The sequence below is a fragment of the Serratia sp. LACPHL-BACT-2024-00286 genome (assembly GCF_043109535.1).
In the GTDB taxonomy this organism is placed as follows: Bacteria; Pseudomonadota; Gammaproteobacteria; order Enterobacterales; family Enterobacteriaceae; genus Serratia; species Serratia sarumanii.
In genome coordinates this window covers 27,466-40,044 of the sequence record NZ_JBICNA010000004.1, presented here as the reverse complement: position 1 = coordinate 40,044, position 12,579 = coordinate 27,466, and the positions used below count along the sequence as shown (strand labels likewise).

Annotated in this window: 12 protein-coding genes; all 12 read left to right on the top strand. The window is 57.4% G+C overall.

Annotation, left to right across the window (positions count from 1 at the left end):
- The first annotated feature begins 1 nt into the window (after position 1).
- The 12 genes from tsf (at position 2) to lpxA (ending at position 12,579) form a co-directional block, all read left to right on the top strand.
- On the top strand, positions 2-853 hold the full coding sequence (tsf, locus tag ACF8MC_RS12890; protein WP_033635739.1) for a translation elongation factor Ts: 852 nt from the start codon (positions 2-4) through the stop codon (positions 851-853).
- A gap of 148 nt (positions 854-1,001) precedes the next feature.
- Positions 1,002-1,727: a UMP kinase gene (gene pyrH, locus ACF8MC_RS12885; protein ID WP_004931940.1), complete on the top strand. Its 726-nt coding sequence runs from the start codon at positions 1,002-1,004 to the stop codon at positions 1,725-1,727.
- Between the two features lie 119 nt (positions 1,728-1,846).
- Positions 1,847-2,404, top strand: coding sequence for a ribosome recycling factor (gene frr, locus ACF8MC_RS12880; RefSeq protein WP_004931943.1), 558 nt, complete (start codon positions 1,847-1,849; stop codon positions 2,402-2,404).
- Between the two features lie 157 nt (positions 2,405-2,561).
- A complete protein-coding gene (ispC, locus tag ACF8MC_RS12875; RefSeq protein WP_164105741.1) occupies positions 2,562-3,758 on the top strand; it encodes a 1-deoxy-D-xylulose-5-phosphate reductoisomerase in 1,197 nt (398 codons plus the stop codon).
- A gap of 277 nt (positions 3,759-4,035) precedes the next feature.
- A complete protein-coding gene (gene ispU / locus ACF8MC_RS12870) occupies positions 4,036-4,794 on the top strand; it encodes a (2E,6E)-farnesyl-diphosphate-specific ditrans,polycis-undecaprenyl-diphosphate synthase (RefSeq protein ID WP_063990764.1) in 759 nt (252 codons plus the stop codon).
- A gap of 9 nt (positions 4,795-4,803) precedes the next feature.
- Positions 4,804-5,646, top strand: a complete 843-nt coding sequence (gene cdsA / locus ACF8MC_RS12865) for a phosphatidate cytidylyltransferase (protein WP_063990765.1) — start codon at positions 4,804-4,806, stop codon at positions 5,644-5,646.
- Positions 5,647-5,673: 27 nt separating this feature from the next.
- On the top strand, positions 5,674-7,029 hold the full coding sequence (gene rseP, locus ACF8MC_RS12860; protein WP_049235404.1) for a sigma E protease regulator RseP: 1,356 nt from the start codon (positions 5,674-5,676) through the stop codon (positions 7,027-7,029).
- A 35-nt stretch (positions 7,030-7,064) separates the two neighbouring features.
- Positions 7,065-9,491, top strand: coding sequence for an outer membrane protein assembly factor BamA (bamA, locus tag ACF8MC_RS12855; protein ID WP_033635736.1), 2,427 nt, complete (start codon positions 7,065-7,067; stop codon positions 9,489-9,491).
- A gap of 156 nt (positions 9,492-9,647) precedes the next feature.
- Positions 9,648-10,145, top strand: a complete 498-nt coding sequence (gene skp, locus ACF8MC_RS12850) for a molecular chaperone Skp (RefSeq protein WP_004931958.1) — start codon at positions 9,648-9,650, stop codon at positions 10,143-10,145.
- 3 nt (positions 10,146-10,148) lie between these two features.
- Entirely contained in the window at positions 10,149-11,171 is a 1,023-nt protein-coding gene (lpxD, locus tag ACF8MC_RS12845) for a UDP-3-O-(3-hydroxymyristoyl)glucosamine N-acyltransferase (protein WP_033635735.1), read from the top strand.
- A 160-nt stretch (positions 11,172-11,331) separates the two neighbouring features.
- Positions 11,332-11,787, top strand: a complete 456-nt coding sequence (fabZ, locus tag ACF8MC_RS12840) for a 3-hydroxyacyl-ACP dehydratase FabZ (protein ID WP_004931962.1) — start codon at positions 11,332-11,334, stop codon at positions 11,785-11,787.
- A gap of 3 nt (positions 11,788-11,790) precedes the next feature.
- The gene (lpxA, locus tag ACF8MC_RS12835; protein WP_004931964.1) at positions 11,791-12,579 is read left to right on the top strand and encodes an acyl-ACP--UDP-N-acetylglucosamine O-acyltransferase; all 789 of its coding nucleotides are present in this window, start codon (positions 11,791-11,793) and stop codon (positions 12,577-12,579) included.

The window sequence follows — 12,579 nt, the reverse complement described above, 5'->3', positions numbered from 1 at the left end:
AATGGCTGATATTACCGCTGCCCTGGTAAAAGAACTGCGCGAGCGTACCGGCGCTGGCATGATGGATTGCAAGAAGGCGCTGGTTGAATCCAACGGCGACATCGAACTGGCAATCGAAAACATGCGTAAGTCCGGTGCGATCAAAGCCGCTAAAAAAGCAGGCAACGTAGCTGCTGACGGCGTGATCAAAACCAAGATCGAAGGCAACTACGGCATCATTCTGGAAGTTAACTGCCAGACTGACTTCGTAGCGAAAGACGCCGGTTTCCAGGCGTTCGCCGACAAAGTGCTGGATGCGGCCATGGCCGGCAAAATCACTGACGTTGACGTGCTGAAAGCACAGTTCGAAGAAGAGCGCGTAGCGCTGGTGGCAAAAATCGGCGAAAACATCAACATTCGTCGCGTTGCTTCCCTGGAAGGCGAAGTGCTGGGCAGCTACCTGCACGGCGCGCGTATCGGCGTACTGGTTGCGGCTAAAGGCGCTGACGAAGAGCTGGTTAAGCAAATCGCAATGCACATTGCGGCGAGCAAGCCAGAGTTCGTGAAGCCAGAAGACGTGTCTGCTGAAGTGGTAGAAAAAGAGTACCAGGTTCAGCTGGACATCGCCATGCAGTCCGGCAAGCCGAAAGAAATCGCAGAGAAAATGGTTGAAGGCCGCATGAAGAAATTCACCGGCGAAGTTTCTCTGACCGGTCAGCCTTTCGTTATGGATCCGAGCAAATCCGTTGCTCAGGTGCTGAAAGAGCACAACGCTGACGTGACCAACTTCATTCGCTTCGAAGTGGGCGAAGGCATCGAGAAAGTCGAAACCGACTTCGCTGCTGAAGTTGCCGCGATGAGCAAACAGTCTTAATGACTGTCGATGGAACCGCCGTCTGGCGGTTCCATACTATCCAGCCAGAATTACACCGGTGGCAGGTCCTGCAGCGTGATACTCACCTCAGGCGCGTTTCATCGGCTGAAATCCCCAATACTAATACTGCTTCTTAGGACAGAACACCATGGCAACCAATGCAAAACCCGTATATCAGCGTATTCTGCTTAAACTGAGTGGCGAAGCCCTGCAAGGTGCAGAAGGTTTTGGTATCGACGCCAGCGTTTTGGATCGCATGGCTCAGGAAGTGAAAGAGCTGGTCGAACTGGGAATTCAGGTCGGTGTAGTTATTGGCGGCGGGAACCTGTTCCGCGGCGCGGGCCTGGCGCAAGCCGGCATGAACCGCGTAGTGGGCGACCACATGGGAATGCTGGCTACCGTGATGAACGGCCTGGCTATGCGTGATGCACTGCACCGTGCCTATGTGAACGCCCGCCTGATGTCGGCGATCCCGCTGAACGGCGTATGTGACAATTACAGTTGGGCAGAGGCTATCAGCCTGCTGCGCAACAACCGCGTGGTGATCTTCTCCGCCGGTACCGGCAACCCGTTCTTCACCACCGATTCCGCCGCTTGCCTGCGCGGTATCGAGATCGAAGCGGACGTGGTGCTGAAAGCCACCAAAGTGGATGGCGTATACTCCGCCGATCCGGTGAAAAACCCGGATGCGACGCTGTATGAACAATTAACCTATCAGGACGTGCTGGAGCGCGAGCTGAAAGTGATGGATCTGGCTGCGTTTACGCTGGCCCGCGATCACGGCTTGCCGATCCGCGTGTTCAACATGAACAAGCCTGGCGCGCTGCGCCGTGTGGTGATGGGTGAGAACGAAGGTACGCTGATCAGCAAATAAGGCTGTTCACACCCCTTTTTCGGCGCGCGTGACGCCAGGCGCCGCGCGCTCTCCGAGTACGATTACGGGCTATACTTGAGTATCGCCTGCCAAGTAACCAGCTTCCAAGGGTTTGCAACGTGACTAATGAAATCAGAAAAGATGCTGATTCACGCATGGAAAAAAGCGTAGAAGCATTCAAAAACCAAATCAGCAAGATCCGTACCGGCCGTGCTTCTCCAAGCATTCTGGACGGCATCATGGTGGAATACTACGGTGCCGCTACGCCGCTGCGTCAGCTGGCCAACGTGACCGTGGAAGACTCCCGCACGCTGAAAATCAACGTGTTCGACCGCAGCCTGAGCCAGGCCGTTGAGAAAGCGATCATGAGCTCCGATCTGGGCCTCAACCCGTCTTCCGCCGGTTCTGACATTCGCGTTCCGCTGCCTCCGCTGACCGAAGAACGTCGTAAGGATCTGATCAAGATCGTGCGCGGCGAAGCCGAGCAGGGCCGCGTAGCGGTGCGTAACGTGCGTCGCGACGCCAACGACAAGGTCAAGGCGCTGCTGAAAGACAAAGAGATCAGCGAAGACGAAGAACGTCGTTCACAAGACGAGATTCAGAAAATGACCGACGCTTACATCAAGCTAGTCGACGCCGCGCTGGCGGAGAAAGAAAAAGAGCTGATGGATTTCTAATCAGCATCGCGCAGAAAAAAAGCGTCGCCTGGGCGGCGCTTTGTTTTTTGTGGCGCAGATCCCGTTTCATCGTACTGAAAGATCATGGACAAGCGGTGTCCAAGGTTCCACACTGGAACACCTCCGATCTCATCAGACAGTTATTCAGAGTGAACTCATGAAGCAACTGACCATTCTTGGCTCGACCGGCTCGGTAGGGACCAGCACCCTGGCCGTGGTCAGGGCGAATCCCGACCGTTTTGCGATCAAAGCGCTGGTGGCCGGCCGTAACGTCGCGGTCATGGCGCAGCAATGCATGGAATTCCGGCCCGCCTTCGCCGCGATGGCGGATGAAAGCGCCGCGCGTGAGCTGCGTGCTGTTCTGGCGGAAAACGGCGTCGCTACCGAAGTCTTGGCCGGAGAACAAGCGGCCTGCGAGCTGGCCGCTTTGGACGATGTCGATCAGGTGACGGCGGCGATCGTCGGCGCTGCGGGGCTGTTGCCGACGCTGGCGGCGATCCGCGCAGGCAAGCAGGTACTGCTGGCCAACAAAGAGTCGCTGGTCACCTGCGGCCGTCTGTTTATGGATGCGGTGCGGCATAGCCAGGCGCAGTTGCTGCCGCTCGACAGCGAGCACAACGCGATTTTTCAGAGTTTGCCTGAGAGTATTCAGCGTCAGTTGGGATACTCTTCCCTGGACAGTCATGGTGTTTCGCGCATCGTGCTTACCGGCTCCGGCGGCCCGTTCCGCACCACGCCGCTGGAGCAGTTCGCCGCGATGACCCCGGATCAAGCCTGCGCCCACCCGAACTGGTCGATGGGCCGCAAGATCTCGGTGGACTCCGCCACCATGATGAACAAAGGTCTGGAATACATTGAGGCCCGCTGGCTGTTTAACGCCTCGGCCGAGCAAATGGAAGTGATCCTGCATCCGCAGTCGGTGATTCACTCGATGGTGCGTTACGCCGACGGCAGCGTGCTGGCGCAGCTGGGTACGCCGGATATGCGCACGCCGATCGCTCACGCGATGGCGTATCCGCAGCGCGTGAACTCCGGCGTCGAAGCGCTGGACTTCTGCCGCATCGGTTCGTTGACCTTCGCCGAACCGGAGCGCGAGCGTTATCCTTGCCTGTATCTGGCGATCGAAGCGTTCGATGCCGGCCAGGCGGCGACCACTGCGCTGAACGCGGCCAACGAAATCGCCGTGGCGGCATTTTTGCAGCAGCAGATTCGCTTCACCGACATCGCGGCGGTCAACCGCCAGGTGGTGGAGGGTCTCGCGCTGCAGGAACCGACCTGCATCGAAGCGGTCTTAGACATTGACCGCCAGGCGCGCGCCGCCGCCGAGGAGCGCGTTCGCGCGCTGCGCGGTTGAGCACGGCGATTATCCGATTTTGCTCGTAATTCACGCGTGCCGCAGCGGGGCCGTTTGTTCATGCCCCGCTGAGGTGGTATAGTCTGCGCCACCTGTCAGCGGTTATACCGTTGAATTATGGCCCGATTGGCGCCTTGTGCGTCAATAGCGACCCGGCTGCGCCGGGCATCGCGAGGGCAGGCTGAAAGCCGTGTCGGGCACACGGCTTTTTTTGCGCGTAAGGGCCTGATGTTCCGGAAAGGCAGTTATATTTCTATTGAGGAAATAAGTACGAGTTATGTCGTCCGCAAACCAACAAGAGGCTAATCCATCTTCCCCGGGGCCGCGTCATGTCGCCATCATCATGGACGGTAACGGACGCTGGGCCAAACGTCAGGGCAAGTTACGTGTCTTCGGTCATAAAGCAGGGGTGAAATCGGTTCGCCGCGCGGTCAGTTTTGCCGCCAGCCACCATTTAGATGCGCTCACGCTTTATGCCTTCAGCAGCGAAAACTGGAACCGTCCGGTGCAGGAAGTCTCCGCCCTGATGGAGCTTTTTGTCCGCGCTCTGGATAGTGAAGTAAAAAGCCTGCATAAACATAACGTCAGGCTGCGGGTGATCGGCGATATCAGCCGCTTCAGCGCGCGTTTGCAGGAGCGGATCCGCCGCTCTGAAGCACTGACGGAAAATAACGATGGCCTGACGCTCAATATCGCTGCCAACTACGGTGGCCGTTGGGATATCATTCAGGGAGTAAAGGAACTGGCCGAACAGGTACGGGTAGGGGAGTTGCACCCGGATCAGATCAGCGAGGAATTATTGAGCGAGCGGGTTTGCATGAGCGACCTGGCGCCGGTGGATCTGGTTATCCGCACCGGTGGCGAGCATCGCATCAGTAACTTCCTGCTGTGGCAAATCGCCTATGCTGAACTTTACTTTACTGATGTGCTCTGGCCTGATTTCGATGAACTTGTCTTTGAAGGTGCGCTGAATGCATTTGCACAACGTGAGCGCCGCTTCGGGGGAACAACACCTATCGGCGCCGATGCGTCCTAGGGAGAACTTTTGCTGAAGTATCGCCTCATAACTGCTCTGATTTTAATCCCGATCGTTATCGCGGCGCTGTTCCTGTTGCCGCCGCTGGCCTTTGCTCTGGTAACGCTCGTCGTGTGCATGTTAGCAGCCTGGGAGTGGGGCCAACTGGCCGGTTTTACCTCCCGTTCGCAGCGCATCTGGCTGGCGATACTGTGCGGTTTTCTGCTGGCGCTGATGATGCTCAGCGTCCCCGCTTACCATCAATCCGTGCCGCAGATAAGCGGCTCGCTGTGGCTGTCGCTGGCCTGGTGGCTGGCGGCGCTGCTGCTGGTGTTGTTCTATCCAGGCTCGGCCGCCATCTGGCGCAATTCTCGCCCGCTGCGCCTGCTGTTCGGCCTGCTGACCATCGTGCCGTTCTTCTGGGGCATGCTGGCGCTGCGCCAGTTCGGCTACGAGCAAAACCCGTTTACCGGCGCCTGGTGGCTGCTGTACGTGATGCTGCTGGTGTGGGGCGCGGATTCCGGCGCCTACATGTTCGGCAAGCTGTTCGGCAAGCATAAGCTGGCACCGAAGGTCTCGCCGGGTAAAACCTGGGAAGGGCTGATTGGCGGGCTGCTGACGTCGGCGGTCATTTCCTGGCTGTTCGGCCGCTACGCGCCACTTAACGTGGTGCCGACCACGCTGTTGGCCTGTTCGGTGCTCGCCGCGCTGGCTTCGGTGCTGGGCGATTTGACCGAAAGCATGTTTAAACGCGAAGCGGGCATCAAGGACAGCGGTCATTTGATCCCCGGTCACGGCGGCATATTGGATCGTATCGACAGCCTGACTGCGGCGGTGCCGGTGTTTGCCTGCCTGATGCTGTTGGTGTTTTAATCCGTCGATGACGGAAAGTGAGGGATGATGGTCAGCGTGCTTTGGAACCTGGTGGCGTTTCTGATTGCGCTCGGTATTTTGATTACCGTGCACGAGTTCGGACACTTTTGGGTTGCCCGTCGTTGCGGCGTGCGCGTTGAACGCTTCTCCATCGGCTTTGGCCGGGCGCTGTGGCGCCGTACCGATCGCCAGGGTACCGAGTACGTCATCGCTTTGATTCCGCTTGGCGGCTACGTGAAGATGCTGGACGAGCGCGTGGAGTCGGTGGCGCCGGAAATCCGCCATCAGGCCTTCAACAACAAAACCGTCTGGCAGCGCGCGGCCATCATCAGCGCCGGCCCCATCGCCAACTTCCTGTTTGCTATCCTTGCCTATTGGCTGGTGTTCATCATCGGCGTGCCGAGTTTCCGCCCGGTGATCGGCGAAATCGCGCCGCAATCCATCGCCGCCAAGGCCGAAATTTCGTCTGGCATGGAACTAAAGTCGGTTGACGGCATCGAAACGCCTGATTGGGAATCAGTTCGTCTGGCGCTGGTGGCGAAGATTGGCGATGCGCAAACCGAAGTCGGCGTCGCGCCGTTCGGTTCTTCGCAGGTGGTGACAAAAACCCTGGATTTGCGCCAGTGGAACTTTGAACCGGACAAGCAGGATCCCGTTGTCGCGCTGGGCATTATGCCGCGCGGCCCGCAGATAGAATCCGTGTTGGCGGAAGTGCAGCCTAACTCGGCGGCGCAAAAGGCGGGTTTACAAGCGGGGGACAGGATCGTTAAAGTCGATGGTCAGCCGTTGGGTCGTTGGCAGACGCTGGTGAAGCGTATCCACGATGGCCCGGGGCAGCCGCTGGCTTTGGAGATTGAAAGAAACGGCGCCCCCTTGTCTTTGACGCTGATACCGGATACAAAGCCGGTGGGAAAAGACAAATCGGTGGGTTTTGCAGGCATCATTCCAAAAGTGCTGCCGCTGCCGGACGAGTATAAGACGATTCGCCAGTATGGACCGTTCCCGGCGCTGTATCAGGCCGGCGACAAGACCTGGCAGCTGATGCGGCTGACGGTCAACATGCTGGGCAAATTAATAACCGGTGATGTTAAGCTGAACAACCTGAGTGGCCCGATCTCGATTGCACAGGGAGCTGGGGCGTCAGCCGGAGTCGGGTTCGTGTATTATCTGATGTTCCTGGCGTTGATTAGCGTCAACCTGGGTATCATCAACCTGTTCCCATTACCGGTGTTAGATGGTGGGCATCTCCTCTTCCTGGCGATAGAAAAGCTGAAGGGTGGGCCGGTTTCCGAGCGAGTACAGGACTACAGCTACCGCATAGGTTCTATCGTGCTGGTGTTGTTGATGGGTCTTGCACTTTTCAATGATTTTTCCCGCCTCTAGGGGCGGGGATAGGTTAGGAAGAACGCATAACAACGATGGCGATGAAAAAGTTGCTCATAGCGTCGCTGCTGTTTGGCAGCGCCACCGTATACGGTGCAGACGGGTTCGTAGTGAAAGATATTCATTTCGAAGGCCTGCAGCGAGTCGCCGTCGGTGCGGCGTTACTCAACATGCCGGTTCGCGTCGGCGATACCGTCACTGACGATGACATCAGTAATACCATTCGTGCCTTGTTTGCCACCGGCAACTTCGAGGACGTGCGCGTACTGCGCGATGGTAATACCTTGATCGTGCAGGTGAAGGAACGTCCTACCATCGCCAGCATCACTTTCTCCGGCAACAAGTCGGTGAAAGATGACATGCTCAAGCAGAACCTGGAAGCCTCCGGCGTCCGGGTGGGCGAGGCGCTCGACCGCACCACGATCTCCAGCATTGAAAAAGGGCTGGAAGACTTCTACTACAGCGTCGGTAAATACAGCGCCTCGGTGAAAGCCGTAGTCACGCCGCTGCCGCGCAACCGTGTCGACCTGAAACTGGTGTTCACGGAAGGGGTCTCCGCCAAGATTCAACAAATCAACATCGTCGGCAACCATGCCTTCACCAACGACGAACTGATCTCGCGCTTCCAGCTGCGTGACGAAGTGCCGTGGTGGAACCTGGTCGGCGATCGCAAATACCAGAAGCAGAAACTGGCGGGCGATCTCGAAACCCTGCGCAGCTTCTATCTGGATCGCGGCTATGCCCGCTTCAACATCGATTCTACCCAGGTGAGCCTGACGCCGGATAAAAAAGGCATCTACATCACCATCAACATCACCGAAGGCGATCAGTACAAGCTTTCCGATGTTGTCGTGAACGGCAACCTGGCCGGCCACTCGGCGGAAGTCGCTCAGATCACCAAAATCGAACCGGGCGAGCTGTACAACGGCAGCAAGGTGACCAAAATGGAAGACAACATCAAAACGATGTTGGGCCGTTATGGTTACGCTTACCCGCGCGTCGGCACTCAGCCTGAGATCAACGACGCGGATAAAACCGTCAAACTGCACGTCAACGTCGACGCGGGCAACCGCTTCTACGTGCGTCGCATCAAGTTCGAAGGCAACGACACCAGCAAGGATTCCGTACTGCGTCGCGAAATGCGCCAGATGGAAGGCGCCTGGCTCGGCAACGAGCAGGTCGAGCAGGGCAAGGAGCGTCTGAACCGTCTGGGCTACTTCGAAACGGTTGACGTGGAAACCCAGCGCGTGCCGGGCACCGCCGATCAGGTCGACGTCACCTACAAGGTGAAAGAGCGCAACACCGGTACCTTCAACTTCGGCGTCGGTTACGGCACCGAGAGCGGTGTCAGCTTCCAGGCGGGCGTGCAGCAGGATAACTGGTTGGGTACCGGCTACTCGGTGGGCATCAGCGGCACCAAGAACGACTACCAGACTTATACGGAACTGTCGGTCACCAACCCGTACTTCACCGTTGACGGTGTGAGCCTGGGCGGCCGCATCTTCTACAACGACTTTAAGGCGGATGACGCGGATCTGTCGGACTATACCAACAAGAGTTACGGTATCGACGGCACGCTGGGCTTCCCGATCAACGAAAACAACTCGTTGCGTACCGGCCTGGGCTACGTCCACAACGGCCTGTCGAACATGCAGCCGCAGATCGCCATGTGGCGTTACCTCGACTCGATGGGCGTGGATGCGAACAAGACCGACCGCGCCAGCTACTCGACGGACGACTTTACGTTGAACCTGGGTTGGACCTACAACAACCTAGACCGCGGCTACTTCCCGACGTCGGGTAACCGCACCACGTTGAACGGCAAGGTCACCATTCCGGGCTCGGACAACGAATACTACAAGGTGACGCTGGACAGCGTACAGTACGTGCCGATCAACGACGATCGCACCTGGGTGCTGTTGGGCCGTGGCCGTCTGGGTTACGCGGATGGCTTGGGCGGCAAGGAAATGCCGTTCTACGAGAACTTCTACGCCGGTGGTTCTAGCACCGTGCGTGGCTTCCAGTCCAACACCATTGGTCCGAAGGCGGTGTACTACAATTCCAACTCGTACCAGTGTCAGTTCAACGCCGGCAGCACGACCACGCGTCAGAACATCTGTAGCTCGGATGACGCGGTGGGCGGTAACGCCATGGCGGTCGCCAGCCTGGAGCTGATCACCCCGACGCCGTTCATCAGCGAGAAATACGCCAACTCAGTGCGGACGTCGCTGTTCATCGATGCCGGTACCGTGTGGGATACCAAGTGGAAGAATACCAACGAAACGCTGATGTACGGCGTGCCGGACTACAGCAAGGCCAGCAATATTCGTTCTTCCGCCGGTATCGCGCTGCAGTGGATGTCGCCGCTGGGGCCATTGGTGTTCTCTTACGCCAACCCGATCAAGAAATACGAAGGCGACAAGTCCGAACAGTTCCAGTTTAACATCGGTAAGACCTGGTAACGGGTCTCGCCTCTGGGCATAAAAGTTATTAAGAATCGCAATGGCCAGGCGCCCGCCGGCAGAGGGAGATGATTCTCATTGTTTGGTGGGATAAGTCTGGCAAATTGTGTACTTCAGTGTCATATGACACAAATGGGTGATGGTAAGGAGTTTATAGTGAAAAAGTGGTTGTGTGCCGCAGGCCTCGGTTTAGCAATGGCTGCTTCAGCTGGCGTTCAGGCAGCAGATAAGATCGCTGTCGTTAACGTCTCCAGCATTTTCCAACAGCTGCCGGCCCGCGAAGCGGTCGCTAAACAGCTGGAAAACGAGTTTAAAGGCCGTGCAAGCGAACTCCAGAACATGGAACGTAGCCTGCAGACCAAAATGCAACGTCTGCAGCGTGACGGCGCTACCATGAAAGCCAGCGATCGCAGCAAGTTGGAAAAAGACGTGATGGCGCAGCGCGAGCAGTTCTCTCAGAAAGCCCAGGCTTTCGAGCAGGACAACCGTCGTCGCCAGATGGAAGAGCGTAACAAGATCCTGAGCCGCATTCAGGACGCTGTGAAATCTGTCGCCAGCAAAGGCGGTTATGACGTGGTGATCGACGCCAACGCCGTTGCCTATGCAGACTCTTCCAAAGATATCACTGCTGACGTGCTGAAACAGGTTAAATAACACATGCTTTCAATTCGACTGGCTGATTTAGCGCAGCAGTTGGATGCACAATTGCACGGTGATGGCGATCTCGTCATCACCGGCATTGCTTCTATGCATTCGGCACAGCCTGGCCAAATCACGTTTTTGTCAAACAGCCGCTATCAAGAGCAGCTGTCTTCCTGCCAGGCAAGCGCCGTGGTGCTTACCGAAGCGGATTTACCACACTGCCGTACTGCGGCGCTGGTGGTTAAAAACCCTTACCTGACCTACGCGCGCATGGCGCAGCTGATGGACACCACGCCGGCGCCGGCGCAGGATATTGCGCCAAGCGCGGTTGTCTCGCCTGAAGCGCAACTGGGGCAGAACGTCGCCATTGGGGCGAACGCGGTGATTGAGTCGGGTGCGGTGCTTGGCGATAACGTGGTTATCGGCCCGGGCTGCTTCATCGGCAAACACGCGCGCATCGGCGCGGGAACGCGTCTGTGGGCGAACGTTACGATTTATCATGCGGTTGAAATCGGCCAGCGCTGCCTGATCCAGTCCGGCACCGTGATCGGCGCGGACGGTTTCGGCTATGCGAACGAGCGCGGCGAGTGGATCAAAATCCCTCAGTTGGGCACGGTGATTATCGGCGATCGCGTCGAAATCGGCGCCTGCACCACCATCGACCGCGGCGCTTTGGATAACACCCAAATCGGGAATGGTGTTATCATCGACAACCAATGCCAGATTGCACATAACGTCGTGATTGGCGACAATACCGCCGTCGCCGGCGGTGTGATCATGGCCGGCAGCCTGAAAATCGGCCGCTACTGCCAGATCGGCGGTGCCAGCGTGATCAACGGTCACATGGAAATTGCCGACAAGGTTGTTGTTACCGGAATGGGAATGGTTATGCGACCAATCACCGAACCTGGGGTATACTCTTCGGGCATTCCGTTGCAGCCTAACAAGGTTTGGCGTAAAACCGCTGCGTTGGTGATGAATATCGATGAGATCAGCAAACGCTTGAAAGCTGTCGAACGTAAAGTCGGAAAAGACTAATCATTGCCGCCCGCCTTCGCGGGTACAAAACGAAACGCGTTGGTCGTGAGACCAAAAGCGCAAAGAGATGTTAATTTGCGGCCTGCATGATGATCTCCTTTTGGGGTCAGCGCAGGCCGTGTTGTTGATGCCATCAGTTTTTAGAGACAGGAAGAGTATTTTGACTACTGACACTCATACTCTGGATATTGCAGAAATTTTGGATCTGCTTCCTCACCGTTACCCGTTCTTGCTGGTCGACCGCGTCCTCGAGTTTGAAGAGCACAAATATCTGCGTGCGGTGAAGAACGTATCGGTGAACGAACCGTTTTTCCAGGGCCACTTCCCTGGCAAACCGATTTTCCCAGGCGTATTGATTCTGGAAGCCATGGCGCAGGCCACCGGTATCCTGGCGTTTAAAAGCGTCGGCAAACTGGAGCCGGGCGAGCTGTATTACTTCGCCGGTATCGACGAAGCACGCTTCAAACGCCCTGTGGTGCCAGGCGATCAGATGGTCATGGAAGTCACCTTCGAGAAAACTCGCCGCGGCCTGACTCGCTTCAAAGGCGTGGCGACCGTTGACGGTAAAATTGTCTGCGAAGCAACCATGATGTGTGCCCGCAGCCGGGAGGCTTAATCCGTGATTGACCAAACCGCCTTTATCCATCCTAGCGCGATAGTCGAAGAAGGCGCCGTGATCGGCGCCAACGTGCATATCGGCCCTTTCTGCTACGTCGGCTCCCAGGTGGAAATCGGCGCCGGCACGGTGCTGAAATCCCACGTGGTGGTGAACGGCATTACCAAGATTGGCTGCGATAACCAGATTTATCAGTTCGCTTCCATCGGTGAAGTGAACCAGGATCTGAAATACGCGGGCGAACCGACGCGCGTTGAAGTGGGCGATCGCAACCGCATCCGCGAAAGCGTGACCATTCACCGCGGCACCGCGCAGGGCACCGGCCTGACCAAAGTGGGCAATGACAACCTGCTGATGGTCAACGTGCACGTCGCCCACGACTGCGTGGTCGGCAACGCTTGCGTGCTGGCCAACAACGCCACGCTGGCGGGGCATGTGGAAATCGACGATCACGCCATCATCGGCGGCATGACGGCGATCCACCAGTTCTGCATTATCGGCGCGCATGTGATGGTAGGCGGTTGTTCCGGCGTCGCTCAGGACGTGCCTCCATTCGTCATCGCTCAGGGTAACCACGCGACGCCGTTCGGCGTCAACGCGGTCGGCCTGAAGCGTCGCGGTTTCGACAAGGATGAAATGCAGGCGATCCGCAACGCCTACAAGATCCTGTATCGCAGCGAGAAAACGCTGGATGAAGCGAAAGCGGAAATCGAAGCCCTGGCCAAAGAACAGCCGGTGGTGCAGCAATACCTCGATTTCTTTACCCGTTCCACCCGCGGTATCATTCGCTGA